At 35.2% G+C, this 24,784-nt stretch carries 23 protein-coding genes and 1 tRNA gene; 17 read left to right on the top strand and 7 right to left on the bottom strand.

Annotation, left to right across the window (positions count from 1 at the left end; all coding sequences use genetic code 11):
• Window positions 1-58: 58 nt before the first annotated feature.
• The 10 genes from ACWPWS_RS19145 (at window position 59) to ACWPWS_RS19100 (ending at window position 10,843) form a co-directional block, all read left to right on the top strand.
• Complete coding sequence (locus tag ACWPWS_RS19145) at window positions 59-661, top strand: ExbD/TolR family protein (RefSeq protein WP_209786890.1); 603 nt, start codon at window positions 59-61, stop codon at window positions 659-661.
• 14 nt (window positions 662-675) lie between these two features.
• Window positions 676-1,242 (top strand): ExbD/TolR family protein, encoded by a 567-nt coding sequence (locus ACWPWS_RS19140; protein WP_209786891.1) that lies wholly within the window; start codon window positions 676-678, stop codon window positions 1,240-1,242.
• 28 nt (window positions 1,243-1,270) lie between these two features.
• Window positions 1,271-2,110 (top strand): energy transducer TonB, encoded by an 840-nt coding sequence (locus ACWPWS_RS19135; RefSeq protein ID WP_105681685.1) that lies wholly within the window; start codon window positions 1,271-1,273, stop codon window positions 2,108-2,110.
• 75 nt (window positions 2,111-2,185) lie between these two features.
• Window positions 2,186-2,383 carry a DUF308 domain-containing protein gene (locus tag ACWPWS_RS19130; RefSeq protein ID WP_209786892.1) on the top strand — a complete coding sequence of 66 codons (198 nt, stop codon included), beginning with the start codon at window positions 2,186-2,188 and terminating at the stop codon, window positions 2,381-2,383.
• Window positions 2,373-3,245, top strand: a complete 873-nt coding sequence (locus tag ACWPWS_RS19125; RefSeq protein ID WP_454047580.1) for a PstS family phosphate ABC transporter substrate-binding protein — start codon at window positions 2,373-2,375, stop codon at window positions 3,243-3,245. Before ACWPWS_RS19130 ends, ACWPWS_RS19125 begins: the two co-directional genes overlap by 11 nt.
• An 89-nt stretch (window positions 3,246-3,334) precedes the next feature.
• The gene (locus ACWPWS_RS19120; protein ID WP_454047579.1) at window positions 3,335-4,987 is read left to right on the top strand and encodes a tetratricopeptide repeat protein; all 1,653 of its coding nucleotides are present in this window, start codon (window positions 3,335-3,337) and stop codon (window positions 4,985-4,987) included.
• An 82-nt stretch (window positions 4,988-5,069) separates the two neighbouring features.
• A complete protein-coding gene (bshB1, locus tag ACWPWS_RS19115) occupies window positions 5,070-5,789 on the top strand; it encodes a bacillithiol biosynthesis deacetylase BshB1 (protein ID WP_454047578.1) in 720 nt (239 codons plus the stop codon).
• 35 nt (window positions 5,790-5,824) lie between these two features.
• A tRNA-His gene (locus ACWPWS_RS19110) sits at window positions 5,825-5,900 on the top strand.
• Window positions 5,901-6,155: 255 nt separating this feature from the next.
• On the top strand, window positions 6,156-8,429 hold the full coding sequence (locus tag ACWPWS_RS19105; protein WP_454047577.1) for a hypothetical protein: 2,274 nt from the start codon (window positions 6,156-6,158) through the stop codon (window positions 8,427-8,429).
• 212 nt (window positions 8,430-8,641) lie between these two features.
• Window positions 8,642-10,843, top strand: a complete 2,202-nt coding sequence (locus tag ACWPWS_RS19100) for an FG-GAP repeat domain-containing protein (RefSeq protein WP_454047576.1) — start codon at window positions 8,642-8,644, stop codon at window positions 10,841-10,843.
• Between the two features lie 99 nt (window positions 10,844-10,942).
• Here ACWPWS_RS19100 and ACWPWS_RS19095 read toward each other — a convergent pair whose 3' ends face one another.
• Both ACWPWS_RS19095 and ACWPWS_RS19090 read right to left on the bottom strand, forming a co-directional pair.
• The gene (locus ACWPWS_RS19095; RefSeq protein ID WP_034701927.1) at window positions 10,943-11,278 is read right to left on the bottom strand and encodes a DUF3276 family protein; all 336 of its coding nucleotides are present in this window, start codon (window positions 11,276-11,278) and stop codon (window positions 10,943-10,945) included.
• 99 nt (window positions 11,279-11,377) lie between these two features.
• Window positions 11,378-13,039: an ABC transporter ATP-binding protein gene (locus tag ACWPWS_RS19090; RefSeq protein ID WP_454047575.1), complete on the bottom strand. Its 1,662-nt coding sequence runs from the start codon at window positions 13,037-13,039 to the stop codon at window positions 11,378-11,380.
• Window positions 13,040-13,130: 91 nt separating this feature from the next.
• On the opposite strand from ACWPWS_RS19090, the gene ACWPWS_RS19085 reads away from it, so the two are divergent.
• The 5 genes from ACWPWS_RS19085 to ACWPWS_RS19065 all read left to right on the top strand — a co-directional run bounded on the left by ACWPWS_RS19085 (window position 13,131) and on the right by ACWPWS_RS19065 (window position 16,976).
• Complete coding sequence (locus ACWPWS_RS19085; RefSeq protein ID WP_209786898.1) at window positions 13,131-14,036, top strand: transcription antitermination protein NusB; 906 nt, start codon at window positions 13,131-13,133, stop codon at window positions 14,034-14,036.
• A 1-nt stretch (window position 14,037) separates the two neighbouring features.
• Entirely contained in the window at window positions 14,038-14,544 is a 507-nt protein-coding gene (locus tag ACWPWS_RS19080) for a DUF1573 domain-containing protein (protein WP_105681676.1), read from the top strand.
• A 10-nt stretch (window positions 14,545-14,554) separates the two neighbouring features.
• Entirely contained in the window at window positions 14,555-14,926 is a 372-nt protein-coding gene (gene yajC, locus ACWPWS_RS19075; protein WP_454047574.1) for a preprotein translocase subunit YajC, read from the top strand.
• Between the two features lie 161 nt (window positions 14,927-15,087).
• Window positions 15,088-15,822 carry an SDR family NAD(P)-dependent oxidoreductase gene (locus tag ACWPWS_RS19070; protein WP_454047573.1) on the top strand — a complete coding sequence of 245 codons (735 nt, stop codon included), beginning with the start codon at window positions 15,088-15,090 and terminating at the stop codon, window positions 15,820-15,822.
• Between the two features lie 308 nt (window positions 15,823-16,130).
• Window positions 16,131-16,976 carry a mechanosensitive ion channel family protein gene (locus ACWPWS_RS19065; RefSeq protein ID WP_209786902.1) on the top strand — a complete coding sequence of 282 codons (846 nt, stop codon included), beginning with the start codon at window positions 16,131-16,133 and terminating at the stop codon, window positions 16,974-16,976.
• Between the two features lie 76 nt (window positions 16,977-17,052).
• On the opposite strand, the gene ACWPWS_RS19060 is transcribed toward ACWPWS_RS19065, so the two are convergent.
• The 4 genes from ACWPWS_RS19060 to ku all read right to left on the bottom strand — a co-directional run bounded on the left by ACWPWS_RS19060 (window position 17,053) and on the right by ku (window position 20,964).
• The gene (locus tag ACWPWS_RS19060; protein ID WP_454047572.1) at window positions 17,053-17,598 is read right to left on the bottom strand and encodes a hypothetical protein; all 546 of its coding nucleotides are present in this window, start codon (window positions 17,596-17,598) and stop codon (window positions 17,053-17,055) included.
• A 32-nt stretch (window positions 17,599-17,630) separates the two neighbouring features.
• On the bottom strand, window positions 17,631-19,502 hold the full coding sequence (gene ligD, locus ACWPWS_RS19055; RefSeq protein WP_454047571.1) for a DNA ligase D: 1,872 nt from the start codon (window positions 19,500-19,502) through the stop codon (window positions 17,631-17,633).
• A gap of 71 nt (window positions 19,503-19,573) precedes the next feature.
• The gene (locus ACWPWS_RS19050) at window positions 19,574-20,179 is read right to left on the bottom strand and encodes a DNA polymerase ligase N-terminal domain-containing protein (RefSeq protein WP_454047570.1); all 606 of its coding nucleotides are present in this window, start codon (window positions 20,177-20,179) and stop codon (window positions 19,574-19,576) included.
• Window positions 20,179-20,964: a non-homologous end joining protein Ku gene (gene ku / locus ACWPWS_RS19045; RefSeq protein ID WP_209786906.1), complete on the bottom strand. Its 786-nt coding sequence runs from the start codon at window positions 20,962-20,964 to the stop codon at window positions 20,179-20,181. The genes ACWPWS_RS19050 and ku overlap by 1 nt, the downstream gene beginning before the upstream one ends.
• 146 nt (window positions 20,965-21,110) lie before the next feature.
• Here ku and ACWPWS_RS19040 point away from each other — a divergent pair, with 146 nt between their 5' ends.
• Both ACWPWS_RS19040 and ACWPWS_RS19035 read left to right on the top strand, forming a co-directional pair.
• Complete coding sequence (locus tag ACWPWS_RS19040) at window positions 21,111-21,680, top strand: Crp/Fnr family transcriptional regulator (RefSeq protein ID WP_105681668.1); 570 nt, start codon at window positions 21,111-21,113, stop codon at window positions 21,678-21,680.
• A gap of 227 nt (window positions 21,681-21,907) precedes the next feature.
• On the top strand, window positions 21,908-23,176 hold the full coding sequence (locus ACWPWS_RS19035; RefSeq protein WP_454047569.1) for an adenylosuccinate synthase: 1,269 nt from the start codon (window positions 21,908-21,910) through the stop codon (window positions 23,174-23,176).
• Window positions 23,177-23,249: 73 nt separating this feature from the next.
• On the opposite strand, the gene ACWPWS_RS19030 is transcribed toward ACWPWS_RS19035, so the two are convergent.
• Window positions 23,250-24,581, bottom strand: a complete 1,332-nt coding sequence (locus ACWPWS_RS19030) for a M12 family metallopeptidase (RefSeq protein ID WP_454047568.1) — start codon at window positions 24,579-24,581, stop codon at window positions 23,250-23,252.
• Between the last annotated feature and the right edge of the window lie 203 nt (window positions 24,582-24,784).

Here is a 24,784-nt window from a genome sequence, read left to right as displayed (position 1 = left end):
TTAGCAGGATATTTGCATTAGCAATTAAAAGAAGTTTAATTAAAAATATTTTATAATAATGGCGAGAGTCAAACCTAAAAGACATGGAGTCGTAACGGACATGACCGCAATGTGTGACGTTGCGTTCCTACTTCTTACGTTCTTTATCTTGACCACTCAGTTTAAAAAACCTGACGTGGAGCAGATCAAACCGCCATCTTCAATTTCGGAAAAATTGCTTCCTGATGCTAGTTTAATGACTATCAACGCTACTCCGGATGGGAAATTCTATTTCCAACCAGTAGACAATGCATCAGAAAGACTTGCTCTTTTGGATAAAATGGGACAAAAGTATGGTATTACTTTTGACAACAATCAAAAAGCAGCTTTCCAGAAAGTTCAGGCAATTGGAGTTCCAATGAACCAGCTTAAAGGGTACTTGGATATGCCTGCAGATGAGCAGAAAAATTATAAGAGTCCATCAGGTATTCCTATGGACAGTACAAATAAACAATTAATTGATTGGGTAAAAGAAAGTTTGAGCGTTAACCCTGACTACAAGTTAGCTATTAAAGGTGACGTTACAACTCAATACCCTAAAGTTAAAAGTCTATTTGAGGGTTTAAGAGATATTGATTTTCTTAAATTTTGGTTGATTACATCACAAGAAGGTAAACCATAATAATATCATTAGAAATGGCAGAAGTACAAGTACAAGAAAAAGGCGGAAAGGGCGGCAAAGTTCGCTCCAAGAAGCAAAATACCAGAGTCGATATGACTCCTATGGTGGACTTGGGTTTTCTATTGATTACCTTCTTTATGTTCACAACTACATTCAGTAAACCGAATGTGATGGATTTGGGTCTTCCGGCTAAACCGAAAGATGAAAAACAAAAACCACCTCCAACAGAAATTAAACTTTCTAACTCAATTTCTATTTTATTAGGGAAAAATAACAGAGTTTTTTGGCACCAACAGGATGCTACTTCATTGAATGATCAGACTCTTATGGAAACTACTCTTGATAGAGAAGGAATTAGAAAAGTAATTCAGCAGGCAAAATCTAGAGCTGCAGATCAAACGAAATTTACCGTGATCATTAAGCCAACTGATGATGCTATATATAAGAACTTTGTTGATATTCTTGACGAAATGGCAATTACCAAAAGTGAGCAGTACGGTGTTACTGATGTGAAGCCTTGGGAAAAAGCTATTTATGATAAGAAAGTAGGAGGTGCTGCTGCACCAGCTGCTACAAAGTAATTTAACCATAAAATTGTATATCTAATCTATGGCAGATGAAAATGTATACGGTCAGAATCTTACTTTAGACGAGATCGTATTTGAAAATAGAAACAAGGAATATGGTGCCTATGATATTAGACATCAGTATCCGAGACTTTTAACAAAGTCTTTTATCATCGGAACAGCTTTATTCCTTTTGGCAGCTTTGTCTCCGTTCATCTATCTTACGATTAAAAATCTTACAGCTCCGCCTAAACAAGAAGTAAAGGCAGACCTTGTAGATATTATCGAAGAAGAACCAATTATCGAGCAGCCTAAAGACGAAGAACCACCACCACCTCCTCCTCCAAAAGAAGAAGAGAAAATTGAGGTGATTCAGAACGTAGTTCCTGAGCCTGTAAAAGCTCCGAAAATTGAAACTCCACCTCCACCAATTTCTAAGCAGTTGGAAACTACAACTGGTTTGAACAATCAGGAGGGGGTAAAGGCTCCAGCTTATACGCCACCGCCGCCACCACCATCTACAGGTACTAAAGCTAGTACAGCAGAGGTAAAAGCAAATAACCCTAACGAGATCTATAAAGATGTTGACCAGTCTGCAGAATATCCTGGAGGTATGGGAGCATTAAGAAAATTCTTAGGAGATAACTTTGATACTTCTCTAATGGAAGGAGGTGAAGGAACGCTTAAAACTAAGCTTAAGTTCGTTGTAGAAAAAGACGGAACTGTTTCAAATGTTACTATTGAAGAGAAATCTCCAAATGGCGACTTCAACAGTGAAGCTATGCGTGTAGTTAAGAAACTTAAAAAATGGACTCCTGCGAAGAGAAACGGGGAGAGCGTTAGATCTTACTATAGCGTACCATTTACTATGAACTTTGAATAAGACTTATTTATTCAAAATATAAATAAAAAGAGAAGCATATGCTTCTCTTTTTATTTTTTTTGGTATTTTTGTTACATGATGTTCAATTGGTTATCCCTGGTTACGGGATTGTTTTATATCGTTTTAGGAATTGTAGTGATTGTCTACAAATTCTTCTTTACTAATTTAGAACCTGCTATTGCTTATCCATTGGGAGTAGTGCTGGTTATTTATGGTATTTTCAGAATTTACAGGGCGATCTCAAGAATTAAAAAATCGAGAAATGAAGAATAGTTTTAAGCTTGCAGTAGTTTTTGCTTTGAGCATAATGCTTGCAGGCTGCAAAAAGGAGAAAAACGCTCCTTCCTATCACAAAGGTGATCTAACAATTTTCACTGACGAATCTTTTCAAAGCGTTACAGAGGCATTAGCTGAAGGCTATATGATCAACTATCCGGACACTCACATCAAAGTAGAAACCAAGAAAGAAGATTTAGGACTTCTTGATCTTCTTAAAGGAAGTGCTAAAGCAGTGGTAATGTCCAGAAATCTTAACCCAGAAGAAATAAAAACATATGAGGAAAGAACAGACTTAAAGTTTCTTCCTTCCAAATTTGCTGCAGATGCGGTCGTATTTGTTGTTCCTAAAGATTCTCCAAAAGAAAGTATTTCTATGGAGGAAATTAACAGTGGGCTGATGTCTGATAAAAAAGAATTTATCTTCGACGGAACCAATTCAAGTAATTTGAATTTTGTTGCTGAAAAACTTAAAAAACAACCAAAAGACCTTAAATTTTCCATTATTCCGGGAAATCAACAGATTATCGAGGAATTAGGAAAATATCCGAATAAAATTGGCGTTGTTGGACTTAATACTTTTAGCCGTCCTTATGATAAAACTTCAGAAAGGTTGAGAGATATGGTGAAAGTTCTTCCTGTGGTTGAGAAAGGAAAATCTTACACAGCAGATTTCGATGGACTTCGTACCATGGAATATCCGTTTACAAGAGTACTTTATTTCCTTATTAACGAGGGTAATTTTAATATTGCCAATGGATTTATAAGGTTTTCATGTACCCATTTAGGCCAAAAGATTGTACAGAAAGAAGGTCTGCAGCCTTATAATATATATAAGAGAGAGGTACAAATGCGTTAAAAAAATTAAATTCACAATTTATCCCTAATAAAATATTGATTTGGTCTGAAAATTGTGTAGAATATAACTCAATTATTAGAAAATATAAAATGAAAGATATAATGAATATGAATGTAAAGAAGATTGCTTTTGGAGCAGCCGTGGTATTTTTTACCGGTTTTGCCTCTGCACAGACATTGCAGGATGGTATTAACAGTATAGACAGTGATAAATTTGCGCAGGCAAAAACAAATTTCACTGAAATGATCGCTAAAGAGCCTACAGCTGATAACTACTTCTATTTAGGAAATACTTTCTTAAGACAAGGAGAGCCAGACTATGCTAAAGCAACTGAAAATTTCAACAAAGGTTTAGCTGCTGACAGTAAAAGCTATCTAAACAAAATTGGTTTAGCTGCTGTTAAATTAGGTAAAGGAGATAAAAATGCCATTGCTGAAATTCAAAAAGTAGTTACTGATTCAAGAGAAAAAGATGCTGAAGTTCTGTTCAGAGCAGCAGAAGCTTTAACTTTATTTGAGAAAAACAGTTCACCAGATCTAGCTATTCAGTTTTTGACTAAAGCGATTGAGAAAGCTCAGAAAAAAGGTGTTCCTGCACACTATTACTATACATTAGGAGATGCTTACAGATTAAAGAGAATGCCGGGAGAGGCTATGTCTGCTTATGATAAAGCATTACCTAGTGCTAAAAATAAAGCTTCCGTTTATACAAGAATGGCAACTTTATGGATGGCAGCACAACAATGGCAGCAAGCTAAACAAAACATTGATAAAGCTATTGGGGTAGATGCTACTTATGCTCCTGCATATAAAGCGTTGGCTGGTTATGATATCAGATACCAACAAAATGCAAAAGCAACTCAGGATCTTATCAACTATACAAAATATGCTGACGAAGATCCATATACTCAATTAGAAATTGCTAAGTTATACTTCACGAATGAAGATTATGCAAACTCTAAAATGGTATTGGATAAAATCTTTGATAAAATAGATGATCCTATTAAGTTCAAATTAAGAGCTTATCAGGCGTATGCAGATAAAAACTATACTGATGCCAAGCAGAATATGGATACTTTCGTTTCTCAGGCTGAAAAAACAAGAGTACAGCCTGCTGACCAAGGTCTACAAGGACTTATCGCTGCAGGTTTAGCAAAAGATGAAAAAGATGCTGCTAAGAAAACAGCTTTAATGACGGAAGCTCAACAGAAAGTTGCTATTGCAAAAGCTGCTAAAGATGAGACCATGAAATGGGATCTTGAATTAGCTAACATCGCAGGTGGCGGTGGTGTATCTCAATCAGAAGTTGATAAAGGACCTACTAACCCTGCAATTGAAGCATTGAAAAAGCAGGTAGCGGCAAACAACCAGGATTCTGATGCTCTATTTAAATTAGCAACAGCTTACCAGGATATTAAAAACTGGAACGGAGCAATTCTTACATGGCAAAAAATGTCAGCTCTTCTTCCTGACTGGGCTCCTGCATATTACAGCCAGGGGTATTCTTACCAGCAAGCTGGAAACAATGATGCGGCAAAATTGGCTTATGAAAAATTCATCAGTACAGTAAAACCAGCTGATCAGGAGGCTAACAAGCAGACACTTGCTTACGCTTACTTCGCGGTAGCTTATATGAGTAAAGATTCTGATGTGGCAAAAGCAAAAGATTATGTAGCTAAATCTTTACAGCTAGATCCTACTTATCAGGATGCTGTAAAATTAAATGCAGAAATCAATAAGTAATTTAAATTTTAAATTATAGATATTAAAACTTCCCATTCGTAATGTTTGGGAAGTTTTTATTTTAAATCCTATCTTTGAATTTATGAAAACTGATATACTTGCTTTTGGAGCCCATCCTGATGATGTAGAGCTGGGATGCGGAGGAACTATTGCTAAAATGGTTTCTGAAGGAAAAAAATGTGTGGTTGTAGATCTTACAAGAGGAGAACTGGGAACAAGAGGAACTGATGAAACCAGAAAGGCAGAAGCAGCTGATGCTGCCAAAATTTTAGGACTTTCCGCCAGAGAGAATCTGGGAATGAAAGATGGTTTCTTGGTAAATTCTGAAGAGTACCAAATGAGGATCGTAAAAATGATTCGCAAATACCGTCCGGAAATCGTGTTAGCCAACGCAATTGATGATAGACATCCAGACCATGCAAAAGGAGCGAAATTAGTGTCGGATGCGTGCTTTTTGTCCGGACTGAGAAAAATTGAAACGGTATTAGATGGAGAGAATCAGGAAGTATGGAGACCTAAACATGTTTTTCACTATATCCAATGGAAAGATATCAAACCGGAATTTGTAATTGACATTTCAGAACATCTTAATACAAAACTAGAAGCTTGCATGGCCTACAAAACTCAGTTTTATGACCCTACTTCTAAAGAACCTGAGACTCCGATTACCACAAAAGACTTTTATGAGAGCTTAACATACCGAGCACAGGATTTAGGCCGATTATCGGGAGTTACTTATGCTGAGGGCTTTACGTCTGAGAAATTAATTTCTTTGAAAAATTTTGATGGAATTGTTTGGTAGTTGAGGAAAATGTTCTATATTTGCACTCACAAAACGGTGATTGTAGCTCAGTTGGTTAGAGCGTCGGATTGTGGTTCCGAAGGTCGGGGGTTCGAGACCCCTCATTCACCCAAAGAAAGTACACTTTTTACAGTGTACTTTTTTATTTTATGTCTGTTTCAAAAAATACAGACACTTCTTTTTTCATCTCTTTCCAAAATTTTTTCTCCGTCATACGTATATAATTCTTAAGCCAGTGTACAAAAATGGTTCTTATTAAGTTCTTTAAAATAAATTTAAAGATTAGTATTGAAACTTTTATATTTGTTTTGCCAGAATCACGGGAAATAACTCCCTTTAAATGATTTCAAAATCAAAACTATTACTATGAAAAAAATCTTTACAATTCTCACTTTATTATTGGTTCTACAATCTTATGCCCAATCTTACTATAAAAATCTATTTGATAGTAAGGGATATGCTGTCGTACCTAGTAATTCAACGAGCCCAGACCAACTAGAATTTTCGTGGATCGTGTCTGCTCATATGGAAGCATTGGTAATGATGTATGAAAAAACACATGATCCTAAATATGCTAATGCTTTAATAGGAAGTATGGGTAATGTGATTGATAGAAGAGATGATCTTAGAGATCAGCTGCAACCACCACAAGCAGGTGTAAGTAATATATCTGATTACCGAGGAGTTTCTGGTGCTGCATGGTCGACTGATCATTATAATACAAACCAAGGTGATGGAAAAACTTATGCTCATGTGGTACATAGTGCTAATATAACTTATCCAATGGCCAAGTTTGCAGCGATTATTAAAGAGAATAGCTTACTTCAAAATATTCTGTATCAATCAGCAGGGCGTTATAATAATATGACTTTTATCGCTATTGCTGATGACCTTATACAAAAAGTAATCGAAACGCTTCATTATCATGAAGGTCAATGGTTTACTGAATCTGGTAATATAGGCTATTATAAAGAACGGAATGATAATCCGCCAATAGATAACGATGGTGAAATTTTACCTTTTAATATGCAAAGTGCAATGGGAAGAGTATTGGTACAGATGTATAGGGCAACAGATAACCAGGATTACCTTACACAACTTACCCAAATTGCTAATTTTTTAAAAGCAAATACCTCTTTTAATACTAATCTGGGGTCCAATAGCTGGACATATTGGAAAGTAAGTACTTTGCGGGAAGATATTTCTCATGGTGGTTTAACTGTATCTTTTCCCTATGAGTGCCGTAAATATAATATTTCTAACGGGGGAGCACTTATTTATACAGATTCAGATATGCAAGCGTATGCTAATACCCTAACGAAAGATATTTATAAGGCTCCTTTGTATATAAATAATGGAGTGAACTATTCTCTGATACCCTGGAATTTAAAATATGGAACTCCTAGTGGTGTAGATCTAAGTACTTATACTTGTTTCCAATGGGCAGGTTTATCTGAATACGATAAAAAAATATATCAGCTACTTGCTGAAATACAGACTGCAGAAAAATATTATATGCCTTTACAACCTGAAAACTTCCCTTTAGTAGTTGCCTATCTAGCTTATTATGAAAATTTGATTGTACCTGTAAATACGGAACATGGATGGGGAGAGGGTTCAGACTGGAGAGGAGTTGCAAGCGGTAATTTTGATGGAGATGATGCTAATGAATTTGTTGTCATCAGAAATTATGATGGAATGATAGGTACTATGGAACCTTTTGAGAAAAAATTTCATTCCGTTACAAATGACAAATATTATAATAATCAATATGATTGGAAAGGTATAGCAGCCGGAGATTTTTTTGGGGATAATAAAAGTGAAATTATAACACTAAGCAATCATTCTGATCCTGTTAATAATGGTGTTTATATTTTAAAAATTGAAAATAATACTATTGTTGAACATACAAAATCTATAGGGTGGAATGCACAATCTGATTGGGTAGGAGCAGCTGCTGGAAATTTTATTACCGGCGGGAAGGATGATTTTATTGCTGTCAAAAATTTAAATAAAGAAGTACTTGTTTTTAATTTTAACGGAACTACTCCTCAATTGGTTCATACTAACACTCTGAATCTACCGGTAAATTCTAAAATTACAGCAGTAGCATCAGGTAATCTTGACGGTGTTGGTAAGGATGAGATTGTTTTGCTTGTTGATGCTGAAGATGCTGCTTATAATGGAATACATGTTTACAGTGTGGGCGATAATGGTGTAATGACAAAAATAACCCAATCTACAGGAGGGGGCTTAGCTTTAGAATGGAGAGGATTAGCTGTAGGAAATCTTGATGGTAATGGAGCGGATGAAATTATTGCTCACAGAAATTTTGATGGAGAATATGCAGTCTATAAATTAAATGGGAATACTTTGGCTAGTGGAGATGTTGAAAAATTTCCTATGCTCCAAACCAAAAATAATATAATGTGTTTCGGCAATTTTGATACCAGTTCACAAAATGAGGAACTGGTTACTCTCAGAAAAGATGGAGGTATCGTTATGTTTTCTGCCACAAAAGTTATCAGAGGTAGCTCTAATAGCAATAAGAATTCAAATGATCCTTGTCAGAATGAGCTTCCCAATGAGTTATTTAGTTTTCTCAAGCCTGTCACCTTTGATGAGCAGACAGTAAGGTAAATATTAAAAATATAAATAACATAAAGTTTTTAGGGTTCTAAAATTCCTATTATGGTTCATAAGTACACTTGAAAAAGTGTTCTTATTAATTTTTATACAACTTGTTAATCGGGTAATAAAATTAGTAACAGGGAAAGAAAACCTTTATATTTGTTTCTACTAAAATCATGAAAAAGAATCTTTGAATCATCCTGAATCAAAAAGTACCTAATATGAAGAATCTTTTTACTATAATTATTGTACTAGCTGCATTAAAATCTTATTCTCAATCAAAACCTCAATCTTATTATCAAACGTTATTTGATGACAAAGGGTATGATAAATCAATACGGTATTCAACGGATGAAAACAGGCTTGAGTTCTCATGGGGATTGCCCGCTCAAATGGAAGCGTTGGTATTAATGTACGAAAAGACAGGTGAAAAAAAATATGCAGAAACATTAATCAAGTGTATAGGAAACGTAATTGACCGAAGAGACGATCTCAGAGGACAGTTACAGGGATTGAGAAAAGTTTCCGATTATAGGGGGGTATCGGGTGCTGTTTGGTCTACCAATCATTATAACGAAATAGCTGACTCGGGATCTCCTTATGCCCATTTGGTACATAGTGCTAATATACTGTATCCCATGGCTAAATTTGTGGCAATAGTTAAAACGAAAGGTTCTGATGTCCAAAATTTGATTTCAGATCCACAGGGACGCTATGGTAAACAAACATATAAACGTATTGCTGATGATATCATACAAAAAATTAACGAAACACTTAACTTTCATGAAGATCAGTGGCAAACAGAATCTGGTGGTATAGGTTATTATAGAGAAAGAGATAATAACCCTCCTATAAAATATGCAGGCAAAATCTTACCTTTTAATATGCAAAGTTCGATTGGAAGGGTGTTTGTCCAGATGTATAGAGCGACATCTCAAGATAAATATCTCACAAAATTGATTGGATTGTCAAATTTTTTAAAATCAAATACTTTTTTCAATAAGAATTTACAATCTAATATTTGGAAATATTGGGGAAATACAGACTTGTATGAAGATATTCCCCATGCTGGTTTAACTGTAAGTTTTCCCTATGAATGCTATAAGTATAATATTTTGTACAAAGGAAAACCTATATACTCACTTTCAGATATTCAATACTATATCAATACGTTTATGAAAGATATATACCAGTTTCCTTTATCTGTAAATATGGGCGTAAATTACAATAAAGAATCTTGGAATATTAAGTCTAATAGTAAAATCGGAGACTCACCTTATGGTAATTATATTAACTATATGTGGCTTTATCTTTCGGAATATGATAAAAGGCTTTATCAAATAATTGCTGATTTGCTGGCTGCTAAGAACTACTATGAGAAAATACAGGTAGAAGGTTCTTTTTTAACAGTGGCACTCTTAGCTAATTTTGAAAATCTGATAGTACCCGTAAATACAGACCATAGTTGGAATAAAACTTCTGATTGGCAGGGAATAGCGAGTGGTAATTTTGACGATGATAACGAAGATGAGTTTGTTGTTATTAGAAATTCTGATGGTATGATAGGTGTTAGAGAACCTTATAATAAAGAATTTCGTTCAGTGACAAATAATAAATATTACAATGGACAATATAATTGGAAAGGGATAGCTGCCGGTGATTTTTTTGATGATAATAAAAGTGAAATTATAGCATTAAGTGATCATGCTGATATCAAATATAATGGACTTTATGTTTTAAAAGTTGAAAACAAGGATATTATTGAAAAAGTAAAATTTACAGGATTAAGTCCTAAAGCGGATTGGGTAGGAGTAGTTGCTGGGAACTTTATTAGCGGAGGTAAAGATGAGTGTATAGTCGTAGGAAATTCTAATAAAGAAGTATTAGTGTATAAATTCAATGGAACGAATCTTCAGATTGTTCATATTAATACTCTCAATCTTCCCAAAAATTCCAAAATTACAGCAGTGGCCGCGGGTAATCTGAATAATGATTTAAAGGATGAGATTGTCCTTGCAATAGATTCACCGGATGCTGTGCACAATGGGATATATGTTTACAGTATAGATGATAAAGGAATCGTAACAAAAATTGCACAATCACTAGGCAACGCTCGTGTTGAATGGAAAGGATTAGCTGTTGGAGATATTAATGGAGACGGGATTAATGAAATTATTGCCCATAAGAATTCTGATGGAGAATATTTAGTTTATAAGTTGACTAAAAATGGTCTGTCTACTATTGGCTCTGAAAGCTTTCCGATATTACAGACTAAAGATAATATCATGTGTTTGGGTAATTTTAATTCTCAATTTAAAAATGATGAATTAATTACCCTGCGAAATGATGGAGGGGTTGTTTTATTTTCTGCTGCAAAAATCATCCGGAATACTAATAATTCAACAGGCTTACAAAAAAAATAAAATCACTGCCAAACTATAAAAAGTGTTAATAAAAGATCCTGTTTTAGCGCATAAAAAAAGCATCTTTTTCAGATGCTTGTGTTTTTAGATATTCTTTTTTTAAACTTCGTCGTCAGAATCAATTGTGAATGATTTGCTTTTGAAGTCTTTATCATGTTTTTCTGAAATTACATCCTCACCCTTTTCATTAATGATGAAATCTGTGGACTCATTAAACATCTCCTGGAAACTCTTAAAATCTTCCTTGTAAAGGTAAATTTTATGCTTCTCGAATGTAGCTTCCCCATTCTCTCCGAAATTCTTCTTACTCTCAGTAATTGTAAGATAATAATCTCCTGCTTTCGTCTCGCGCACATCAAAGAAATAAGTTCTTCTCCCTGCTTTTAACACCTTCGTGAAAATCTCATTTTCATGGCGTTCCTTGTATTCACTCATTGTTAGATATTTTTTAATCTTGTTAAGAACAAATATAAAAGAATTCTTTTAATCACAAAATTTTTTTTATGATTTATTTAACAATTGAGAACGAAATGGCTAAGCAGTTACAGAATTGGCAATTTCGGTAAGGTTGATAATTTGATGGGCTTTTTGAGCGCTAGACTCTCTGTGTGTGATAATTATGGAAGTCGCATTACTGATTTTTTTATCAATATTTTCCAGAATATTCTGCTCCGTTTCAGTGTCTAATGCAGACAAGGAATCATCAAAAATAATGATATTAGGATCCTTAATTAAGGCTCTTGCGATACAAATTCTTTGCTTTTGTCCCCCGGAAAGCATAACTCCCCGTTCACCTACAAGTGTTTTATATTCATCTTTAAACTCCACAATATTTTTGTGAACATCGGCAATATTTGCGTACTCTACCACTTTCTCATGAGAAGGATTATCAATCGCAAAACCAATATTATTTTCGATAGAATCAGAGAATAGATAGCTCTCCTGAGGAATATATCCGATAAAGTTTCTGTAGTTGTACAGATTATGATCTTTCAGATTTTTGCCATCAATCAGGATCTCTCCTTCACTAGGATCAATCAGTCTGCATAAAAGCAAGGCAATCGTTGATTTTCCGCTTCCGGTTTTACCCATAATAGCTAATGATTCTCCGGCTTTTACAATAAAACTTAAATTATCTAGCGCTTTGATTCCTGTATTAGGATATACATAAGAAACGTTTCTGAATTCTATATCTCCTTTGATAGGATAATTTTCAAAATTGGTATTAACAATCTCAGACTTTTTATCCATAAATTCATTGATCCTCTGCATCGATGCTTCAGCTCTCTGATTGACAGAAGTTACCCATCCTACCATGGAGAAAGGGAAAATCAGGGTGTTGATATACATGAAGAAATCTGCAATCTTACCGATACTCAATTCCCCTGCAATATATTTGGATCCTCCAATCCAGATGACCGCTACGTTTAATAATCCGATGACAAAAAGAATAATAGTAAAGAAATACGCTTCTGTTTTGGCAAGATCTAATGCTTTATTTTGATAATCTGTGACTTTTATCCCGTAGTTTTTCTCAATGTATTTTTCTCTCGCGAAAAATTTCACCACCCGAATTCCGGAAAAACTATCCTGTACAAAAGTGGAAATTGCAGACTGGCTTTTCTGCATGATCTTCGACTTTTTATTAATGATCGAACTTACTTTATAAATGGCATAAGATAAAATCGGAAGCGGAAGTAAAGTCCACATCGTCATAGAAGCATCTGTTTTTACCATGTAAATAGCTGTAATCAATACCAGGACGATCAAATTAGCTACATACATCACTCCGGGACCAAGGTACATTCTTACTGCCACAACATCTTCACTCAATCTGTTCATCAGATCTCCGATGGTGGTCTGCTTATAATCCGTTAAAGATAAATCCTGATAATGTCTGTAGATTTTATTTTTAAGTTCATATTCTATTCTTCTGGAAGCTACAATAATGGTCTGCCTCATCATGAAAGTGAAGAATCCGGTCAGAAGTGAACAGCCTACAATAATTCCAACATAGATCAAAACCTGATTGTTAAAGCCAAGGTTTCCGTTTTTTGTAAGCTCATCCACAGATTTTCCTACAAACTGTACTTTATATATATTGAAGAAATTACTGGCAATAATAAATAGTACCCCCCAAAACAATAGTATTTTGTGTTTCCAAAAATAGGGGTTTAAGGTTTTAAGCGCTTTCATATAGTTTGGCAAAATTACAAAAATGTCATCACACTACGAATTTCATCAATTTTAAATTTTGTATCTTTGCACCCATAAAAAAGCTCTTTGAATGTTAGGAAGACGACAAATCCGTGAAAAAGTAGTACAGACAGTGTATTCATACTACCAAAATCCTGTAAAGTTTGATGTTTTAGAGAAAAACATGTTTGCTGGTATAGAGAAAATCTATTATCTATACATTTACCAGCTCAATTTTTTGGTGGCTCTTAAAGAATTGGCAGAACACCAGATCGAAATTGGGAAGAACAAATATCTTAAAACTGATTCTGACATTAATCCTAACCAAAAATTCATCAACAACCAGGTATTGCTTAAACTGGAAGAAAATCCTGAAAGATTGTTTTTTACAGGTCAGCATAAGCAGTTGAAATGGGATATGCATGATGATCTATTGGTAAAAACTTTCCAAAGAATTACTGCTGGAAAGCGTTATCAGGATTTCATGAAAGAAGATGGATACTCTTTTGAAGAAGATCAGAAGTTTATCGGAAAATTATTTTTAAGATATATTGCTGAAAATGAAGATTTTCATGATTATCTTGGAGATAAAGAACTTTCATGGTATGATGATATCCACATTGCCAACTCCATGGTACAAAAAACGATCGGTTTTCTGAGAGAAGATGAAGAAAGCAGAACTTTGATCAAAATGATTAAAGATGAAGAAGATAAAACATTCGCTGCAAAATTGTTGAGAGATACTCTGAACAACTGGGAAAACAACGAAAAGAAGCTGGAAGAAAGATTGGAAAACTGGGATCTGGAAAGAGTTTCTTTAATGGATAAAGTAATTTTGTCTACAGCCATTGCAGAGCTTGATAACTTTGCTTTTACCCCTTCAAGAGTGATCATTAATGAATATATTGAAATTGCAAAAGTATTTGCTACAGACCGTTCCAATATCTTCATCAATGGTATTTTAGATAAATATTGTAAAGATCAAAATAGAATATAAAATGAAAAAGACGTTATCAATTATCGCCTTGTCTATTATAGGCTTTGGGTTAGTTTCATGTAAAAAGGAAAACAAAGAAACTCAAAGCACTGAAACTGCAACTACTGATTCTGCAGCTGTTGCGGCTCCGGTAACCACTGATTCTGCGGCAGCGCCTGTAGCGGGTGAAGCAGCTGCTCCGGTTTCTAATGAGCCATCTACTTCTGTAGCTTTATCTGAAAACAGCTTCGATTTTGGAAAAATCAAAAAAGGAGATAAAGTAGAGCACGTATATGAAATTACCAACACAGGGAAAAACCCATTGATCATTTCTGAAGTGAAGCCAGGATGCGGATGTACAGCGCCAGACTTTACAAAAGAACCGATTATGCCGGGTAAAAAAGGAAAAGTTACTTTGCATTTTGATTCTTCAAGCTTTGACGGAAACGTTCAGAAGTATGCAGATGTTTTTGCAAACGTAGAAAAAGCTCCAATCAGATTAACTTTCACAGCAAACATTCAACCATAATATTTACAATATGTTGACACTATTTTTACAGGCAGCAGGTGGATCATCACCAATGATGCTGATCATGATGGGGGTAATGTTTGTAGGATTTTATTTCCTGATGATCAGACCTCAGATGAGAAAACAGAAGCAGGAGAAAAATTTTCAGGAAAACCTTAAAGTAGGAACAAGAGTAGTTCTTACATCAGGTCTTCACGGAAGAATTGCTCAGGTTCAGGATGACGGTTTTGTTATCGAAACATTATCCGGAAAACTGAAATTCGAAAAAGCAGCAGTTTCAAGAGAAATGACAGAAGCTCGTTTTGGAGATAAAGCAAAATCTACTGATAAAACAGAAGACAAAAAAGAAACAGCAACTGAAGAAAAAAATAATTCAGTCTGAAAATATTTGCTGCAAAAAAAAAACCCGCAGAAAAAAAAAAAAAATAATCCATTGTAAAATTTTTGGCGGGGTGGGGTAAATGATGGCCACCCGCCGCAGCTTTTTTATAGGGTTTTTATAGATTGATGGAATTAGTGGCTAATAAAATTTATCTTTGTCCAATGAATCAAAACACAAATAAAACCGTTCTTATTCTTGGCGCTAATTCAGATGTAGCAAAACAATGTATGATACAATATACTGAAAAAGGATTTTCAGTTATTGCTGCTTCCCGAAATACAACATCTTTGGACGATTTTATTGATTCAAACAATCTGAACCGCTCACTAATTTCTGTTTTATACTTTGATGCTGCAGATTTTGACTCTCATCATGATTTTTATTCCAGCCTTTCTGTAAAACCTCATATTGTAGTATATGCTGCAGGCTTTTTAATAGACAATCAAAAAGCTTTGACTGATTTTAAAGGTGCCAAACAAATGATGGAAGTCAATTATATGGGTGGGGTGTCAATCCTGAGCATTATGGCAATGGATAAAACCAATTCAAACCTGGAAAGAATCATTGGGCTCTCTTCACTGTCCGGAGTAAGAGGAAGAAAAAGTAATTTTGTGTATGGAAGTACAAAAGCCGCATTTACCCAGTTTTTGGCCGGATTAAGACAGGAGTTAGCTTCCCGTAACATCATTGTCAATGCTTTGGTTATTGGTTATATCAGAACAAAGATTAATGAAGGATTGGAATTGAATGAATCCTTGATTATGGAACCGGATTATGTGGCCAAATTTATTGTTAATGCAGGAAACTCCTTTACCATTGTTCCAAATTTTAAATGGAAGATTATCTACCATATTCTTAGACTTTTACCGGAAAGCCTGGCCGCAAAATTACCTTAAGTAATGTTCATTAACATTATTTTTCTTTGATGAATACCACACTTCGGTATCGTTTTTGTAATTCTATGACCTGAAAATTATTTCTTCCTGCAAGATTCAATTTCTGAATGATTATTGAGTAAAGCAGAAACAATCTGTTCTGCTGTCAATCTATTTTAATCTATAATATTTTTACTTTCACTAGGCTGGTGTAAGGTGAATTTCTTTTTGAACCGGAATATACTTTTGTTCAATTTCATTTTAAGTCTTGCAGAAGATGTTAATATCTATTGACATAAAAATAATAAAACACATACATACGTACAAAAATGGACGATTTAGAATTGAACAACATTCAACAACACTGGGATACCTTAATTTCTTCAGCCATTTCATGGGCACCGAGAATTTTTACTGCAATTATTTCTGCATTATTAATTTATCTTATTGGGTCATGGATGATCAGAATGATTAAGAAACTGGTGGAGAAAGCTTTCAAAAAAAGAAATATGGAAGCTTCTCTACAGCATTTTCTTTTAAATATTATCAACTGGGGGCTTAATATTCTTTTGTTTATTGTTGTCGTAACACAGTTGGGAGTACAGACTTCTGCATTTGTCGCAATGATTGGTGCTGCAGGTTTGGCTATAGGTTTAGCTTTGCAGGGATCTCTGACAAATTTTGCAGGTGGAATATTAATTTTACTATTAAAACCTTTTAAAATCGGGGATTTTATTTCTACCAATTCCGGAGTTTCAGGGACGGTAGATGCAATAGATATTTTTCATACAAAACTAATCACTCCACAAAACCAACTCATCGTTATTCCAAACGGAGTAGTTTCAAATAATAGTATTACCAATTTTACGCAATTAGGAACAAGAAGAACATCATTGGATATAGGGGTTGCCTATGATGCAGATCTAAGACAAACCAAAGATATTTTAATGAATGTTATTAAAAGTAATCAATATGCGCTTGAAACACCTGCGCCGCAAGTAGTGGTGACTCAGCTGGGAGATAGCGCTGTCAATTTATCCATAAGAGTGAGCGCTTCCACTGAAAACTTCTGGGCAATGAATGAAGAATTAATCATCGGTTGTAAAGAAGCTCTCGATAAAGCGGGAATAGGAATTCCTTTTCCACAACGAGATATTCACGTTTACAATCAATAATTATATTTAATTTTTTTTAAAGCTCCTGCATTGTACTAATGTAGGAGCTTTTGTTTTAAAATGGCTCTACAGGTTTTTACTTCTCTTTTTTAGAATATTGATGAAGAAAATCTAAGAGAATTTTATATTCATTTTCCTTAAACTCTGGTTCTGTAAAAATGAAATTGATCTTATTATTAACCATATTTAAAATAAGATATTGATCTATAATTTTGTAATGAGTTTTGTCCCAGACACAGTTGATGGTATGGAATGGGTTTTTAACAGTGATACTCTCCTTATTAAGTGTTACAAAACTGATTTCATCATCTTTTCTTCTTAGGTTTTCAATTTGTTCTTCTATTAAGTTGAAGGTTTTATTTTTAGTAGTGAAATATTGATATAACAGGAAGAAAATATATCCTATAAATAAAAAACTTCCATATTTAAAAATGATGGAAACAGAACCTAGATTAAGAGATTTTAAGGGGAGAAATCCCAGTGCAAGAAATAGCAGAGCATATATGACCGCTTTTTTTAGTTCAACGAACTGCTTTTTCCATATATACCGAAAGAAAAATTTTTGATTTTCCCTTTCAGTATCTTCATTGAAATATAATGGTAATTTGACTGCTTCCTCCATGATTAAAAGTTTTGCGGGCAAAAATAGAGAAATTAATCAATATTCTGCAGCAGTTCCAAAGCCTTTATCATATCAATTCCCTTACCCAAAACCGGTTTGAACAGGTCTCCTTTCTCTTTTATTCTGTCAAGAGCATTGTTAATCGTAAAATCTGTTGGTTTCAGCCCAAACTTTAATTCATCCCAATCCAAAGGCATAGAAACGGAGGCACCTTTTTTAGGCCTCAGACTGTAAGCACTTGCCAAAGTCTGGCCCGTTCTGTTCTGAAGGTAATCGAGATAAATTTTTTTGTTATCCCTTTTTTGAAGGCTTCTTTCTAACGTTGTAATCTTAGGCAGCTTATCATTCACCTGCTTCATGAGAATATGAGCAAAATCTTTTACCTGGTCAAAATCATATTTGCCACCCATCGGGATATAAATGTGAATTCCCGTACTCCCTGAAGTTTTGCAGTAGCCTTTTATTTTAATTGATTTTAAAACTTCATTCACCTGAAGAGCCGTTTCGATTACTTCATCAAATGTATTCTTTGAGGAAGGATCCAGGTCTAAAACCAGATAATCAGGATGTTCAAGATCGGGTAAAGAACTGTTCCATGGATTGAGGTCAATACAGCCTAAATTATTGAGATATGCTAATGTTGCTTTGTCATTACAATAAATATAATCAATGTATTTATCATTCGATTCAGAATATACCTGTGTGGTTTTTATCCATTCAGGAATATGATCTCCTGCATCTTTCTGATAAAAACTTTGTTCCTCAATTCCATTGGGAAATCGATTGAGAGAAAGGGGACGGTTTTTTAAATAAGGCAGAATATAACGTGCTATAGATTGATAAAAGTCTATGACATCTCCTTTCGTAATATTTTCTTCAGGAAAATAAACTTTATCCTGATTCGTAAGTTTTACAAGATGCTTATCTAAAGTGATCTCTTTTTCTTTCTCAGTAACCTCCGTTTTTTTTGATGCAGTTTTTGATTTCATTTCTTTGGGTTTTTCGGTGAAGGATGATTCTTTAAGATCTTCCGGACTTTTGTCTTCTCTGATTTGCATGAAAACAGGATGTCTGAAGATTCCGTCGCGGGTAATTTCAGAATATTTTATTTCACAAACCAGTTCAGGTTTTATCCATGTTACCGGCATGTTGGTTTTGGGAACTGTTTCGAAAGGTGAAGATTTTACAATTAATTTCTGAAACCTTTTATAGAGCTCTTTCAGGGAATTATTATTAAATCCTGTTCCTGTATGGCCACAGTAAGTAAGTTGGGAATTGATATATTTTCCTAAAATCAATGCTCCGAAACTTTCCCGTGTGCCTCTGGGCTCAGTAAAACCGCAAATAATAACCTCATCAGTATTGGAGAATTTTATTTTAAGCCAGTCAGCGGTTCTGTGATTTTCACTGTAGGTGCTGTCTGCTCGTTTCGCAATCATACCTTCCAGCTGCATTTTTTTCATCTGAGCAAAAAATTCAATACCCTTTTCCGGAATATGATCACAATATGTAATACTGCCAGTTTCTGTCAGAGCTTCCTTTAAGAGTTCTTTCCGCTGAATAAGAGGAAGATCTTCTGTAGAATGGCCATTAAGCCAAAGAAGATCAAAAACCTGATAAACAAGAGCTGTGCTGGGATTATCCCCGATTTGTTGTAAAAGCTGGAAATTAGGCTTTCCCTGTTCGTCATAGGCTACAACTTCGCCGTCCAGAATCATATGATGTTTCTGTTTTTCGAGCTCCGATGCTATTTTTTCGAATTTGGATAAAAATGAAATTCCGTTGCGGGAATAGAAGAGTGGAGTATCTTTACTGAGATCTGCAATAGCTCTGTAGCCGTCCCATTTTATTTCAAAGATCCAGTCTTTATCATTGAAGGCTTCCTCTGAAAGCTTAGCCAGCATAGGTTTGATGAAAGACTTCAGTTTTTTTTCGTTGGTTAAAGAATTAAAACTTCTGAAAGGTATGTCAGATGTTATGACTTCTTTTTTTCTTTTATTTTTAGGCTTTTTTTTTCCTCTAAAAATTTTGTGACCAGAGATTTTTTGGAAGTATTTTCTTCAGCATCGTAAGGGGCTTCTGCAAATTCATCTTTATGTTTGATGAGCAGCCATGAATGATCCTCTGTATTTTTCATTTTAACCAAAGCAAATTCACCTTTTAATTTTTTGCCATGTAAAATAAACTTTAAAGAACCTGCATGTAACTCCTTCAGAAGTTCTTTTTCATCTGTAAGTTTAGAATTTTCTTCCAGAGGTTCATAAGTTCCGCTGTCCCAGATTTCCACTTGTCCGGCTCCGTAATTTCCTTCAGGAATATTTCCTTCAAAATCTTTATAATCGTAAGGATGATCTTCCACCATCATGGCCAGACGTTTGTCTTTTGGATCTAATGACGGACCTTTTGGAACTGCCCAGCTTTTCAGGACACCTTCCATTTCAAGCCGGAAGTCATAATGAAGTCTGGAAGCAGCGTGTCTCTGAATCACAAAAATAAGTTTGTCTTTACTTTTCTTGGTTTTTCCTTTTGGTTCGCTGGTTTCATCGAACTTCCTTTTACTATTATAATCTTTAAGAGCCATTATGATGCGGATTTGGATTTAGATGTATTCAGGCTGGCTTTTAACTGTGCCATCAGGTCAATCACTTTACCTTCTTTTGCAGGCTGTGCTTTTTTAGCTTTTATATTTTTGCCTTTCGCTTTCTGCTTAATGATCTTCATCAGTTCATCAGAATAGGTGTCTTTGTACATCGCAGGATCAAATTCCTGAGAAAGTTGCTCGATGAGGTTAACCGCCATTTTAAGTTCTGCAGGTTTCGGGGCTTTTTGAGCGGGAATTTTTAAATCTTTATAATCCCTTATTTCCTGATCAAACCTCAAACGGTTGAGAACGAGGATGTCATCTTTGTACGGACGGATCATTCCAATGGCTTCCGTTTCACGGAGTACAAATGTTCCGATTCCCACCATAGCTGTTTTTTCAAGAGCTTTCAGTAAAAGCCTGTAGGCATTTTCTCCATTTTTCTGAGGCTCCAGATAGTAGGGGTTTTCAAAATACACACTGTCTACTTCCACCTCTTTTACAAACTGGTCAATAGAGAGTATTTTTGACTTTTCAGGGCTTGCAGCTTCGTAATCTTCCTCATCAAGAACGATATATTTGTCGTCCATGAGATAACCTTTGACGATGTTTTCCCATTTAACTTCTTTTCCTGTGTTTTCATTCACTCTTTTAAACCGTATATTGGAAAAATCAGATTTGTCGAGCATATCGAGATCCAATTTTGTGGTTTCCGTTGCCGAATAAATTTTAACAGGAATGTTCACTAAACCGAAGCCAATGGCGCCATTCCAAATTGCTTTCATTGTCTTACGTTTTTAAAAATCAAGCAATTAACATGCCGTTGAACACCTGTGTGGTACCTTTAGATGGCTTTGTTGCCAAATGACAATTGTTTTTAGCGCTGACTTTTATATCTTTATCTTTCCGCAATCTGTGGATACAATACAACATGGAAGAACTTTTTAATTATATCAAAAAATTCGGGTCACTGAATCCTCAGGATGAGCTTTTAATTGCTGAAGGCATTCAGGAAGTCACTGTAAAAAAAGGAGAACCTTTTGTAGAAGCAGGAAAGGTGAGCCAAAGAATTGCTTTTGTGAAAAAAGGAGTATTCCGGTCTTTGTATTATAATAAACAGGGTGATGATTTTACCAGGTATTTCATCTATGAAGGAAGATTTATCGGAGATTTTCAGGGCTTTACAGATCAGCTGCCTGCGCATGAAGATATTGAAGCTATTACCGATGCTGTACTTTTGGTGATGGATCTTCAGTATTTTAAAATCCTGGAACAGAAAATTGCGGTGTGGCCGGTTTTATTTGCCAGAATTCATGCCTTTGTGGTGGAAAACAAGTTAAAGGTAGCCAGTATCATGCTGAATCAGGATGCGAAATCACGGTACATTCATTTTTTAAACCATTATCCCGGACTTGCCAACAGAGTTCCACAGTCTATGCTGGCTTCCTATCTTGGGGTTACTCCTTCTTCATTAAGCCGGATCAGAAGAAATATAGTCTAGAACTATCAATAATGAATGATGAATGATCATTGATAGATGATACTAATGAGTGCGCAGGAACAACAGACTTTGTAAATTTGGCTAACATCTAACATCTAACATCTAACATCTAGCATCTAGCATCTAGCATCTAACATCTAACTTCTAATTAAACCTTTTTTGTCAAATGGCAATGGTCTTTCTATTTGACTGTCATAGCTTTGCCCTATAAAAATTAAAGTACGAATATGGATATTGTATTAGGATTACAATGGGGTGATGAAGGAAAAGGAAAGTTTATTGATCTTATCAGTGAAAGTTATGACATTACAGCGCGTTTTAACGGCGGATCTAACGCTGGGCACAGCATAGAAAGAAATGGCCGCAGAATTACGCTTAAAATGATCCCTTCGGGAATCTTTATGAAAGGAGTGCAGAACGTTATCGGTACGGGAACGGTTCTGGATCCGGTGAGCTTTAAAAAAGAGATTATAAACCTTCAGGCATTTGATGAGACTGTTCAGCCGGAAAATAATATCGTTATTTCATTGAAAGCTCACTTTGTACTTCCTACCCATAAGCTTCTGGATATTTTTATGGAGGAGAGTTCTGATTATACTACCATTGGAACAACTAAAAACGGGATTGCTCAGGCCTATGCAAATAAAATTTTAAGACAGAATGTAAGAATAGGAGATATGTTTGCTCCGGACTTTGAAAGCAGGGTAAAACATATTTTAGCAAGAGATTACAAAATGCTTGCTGAGGGAAATATAGAGTTACCTTCTTTAGAGGATATCAGTAATGAGTTTTTTGAAGCAGTCGATTTTCTGAAGAGATTTAAGTGTACAGAAACCGAAATATATTTAAACAATGCTTTGGCTGAAGGAAAAACAATATTGGCTGAAGGATCTCAGGCAGCCATGCTTGATATTGACCACGGAACCTATCCTTATGTAACTTCTTCTTCCACAACAGCTTCAGGAGCAAGCAGTGGGTTAGGTGTTTCACCGAAAAAGATCGGTGAAATATTTGGAATTGCTAAAGCATATTGTACGAGAGTAGGGAACGGAGTTTTCCCAACAGAGTTGTTTGATGAATTAGGAGAAGAGATCAGAACTAAAGGGAATGAGTTTGGTTCCAATACAGGACGTCCGAGAAGAACTGGCTGGCTGGATTTGCCTGCTTTAAAATACGCCGTAATGATCAACGGAGTGACGCAGCTGGTTCTGACGAAGGCAGATGTTTTAAGCGGATTGAAATCTGTAGCTGTTTGTACCCACTATGAACTGGAAGATGGAAAAACAGTAACGGCTTCAGGGATACTTCCGGAAAATGGACAGCCTGTACTGAAATGGATGAACGGCTGGAATGCTGATTTTTCTACAATGAAAAGCTCTTCAGAATTACCACAGGAGTTAATTGAATTTTTATCATTTTTGGAAGCTGAATTGGGGATTCCTGTGGCTTATCTTTCAACAGGTCCGGGAAGAAATGAGATGTTGAAATTAATCTAATAAATAGTTATCAAATAGAGAAAGAGGTTAGGAAGTGTATTTCCTAACCTCTTTTTTATTTGTATAGAGAGGTTTAGTTAACTTTTGTAAGAATAAAGCGTTGTTTTGTAGAAGGCTGAACCGTTTGATCCGTAGTACCGATTACAATAGGAGTAAGATTAGTTGTTGCTCCATTCTTTACTTCTAATCTCAGTGCTGGCGCATTCTTAGGAGCAAATCCAAAACCATTATTTCCCAGATTGAATAATAACCATTTCTGAGAATCTGCATTAGAATTGGTTCTTAATTCAACAGCTGTTCCATTCGTTGTTCCGTTACTTTTTACGGTTAATACTTTTGCAGGATCCAATATAGATTTGATGATATAATACCCATGATCTGATTTGCTGAAAGTAAATCTCTGGTTATTCCCTGTAGAAGCTGAATACAGAATGATGCTGGTGCCGTCTGTAGTGGAACTTCCGGAAATGTCTAAATTTTTATCACTCGCTAAAGCCGTTGTCATGGTATAAGTTCCGTTGATTGCAGAAGAGGCATTAACAGGTCCATACAAATGGTTTATTCCAGCATAGTCACCTGCAGATAATCCTGTCCTTTGCTTGGTAAATGTAGATCCGTCCAGCTTGGTCATTACAGGCTGGCTTGCATCTATAGCAAAGTCTGTAGACTGATACATCATGACTGACCCGAAATCAAACGCCCCATGTCCTGCATAATCATTATAAAGATTGAAATTATGACGGCTTCCTTCCACAGCTTTGTTAACATCTACAATGATGTACTGATCTCTATCTGGGCGGCACTGCTCATGCATGATTCCCATTGAGTGCATTATTTCGTGAGCGATAATGGCGGGATAAGTAATATTATAAATTTTAATGCCATTAACCCTGTTTTTTTGCCATCCAAGGGGAGAACTGTTGGTTGTTGTATAAGTAAAAGTGATATATTCTGTTTGATTAGTGCGTTCAACAAACTGTACACTGGTTTGAGAAGAAATCATATCAAACGCTTTGTTGATATTGGTCAGGAAAGTATTGTAATTCTGAGTACTCAGACTTCCCTGGCTGGGTAATGTATAATAAACGGTTGCATTCGGCCATGTCTTAATAAAGGAACTTACAATGGTACTTTTTTCAACGGTTGACATTTCAGAATTGGCCTGCATCTTTAATTTGTCAAACTGCTCAGGGCTAATCGTAATATCATCGGCGTAAAAATATTCACCGTTTACTTCATTGACATACGTGTAATTTCCGTTGATTAAGAATTTGTGAATCTTTGCATTGTCTAGCTTTGTTGTGGTTTGATCCATTGAATCTGCCTGTGCATTTTCAATATCCGACCTACATGAATTCAGTGCCAAAACAAGGCATCCTGATAATAGTAATAGTTTACTTTTCATATTATTTAATATTGGTTTGGTGATTAAGTTTTAAATATGAACAGCTATATTATCATCATGCGCAAAAGATGTTAAAACACATCAATCCCTAAGTTTGATTAAGTCTTCATTATAATTCAGCTGTGTGTGGTAAATATATCAATAAAAGTTATTATTTAAATATAACATAATATATTGATTGTTTTGTTGTGTTTTTATTTGAA

This window comes from Chryseobacterium sp. Marseille-Q8038 (genome assembly GCF_965111995.1).
Note: the sequence above shows the minus strand (reverse complement) of the source record. Positions and strands in the feature narration are given on the sequence as shown.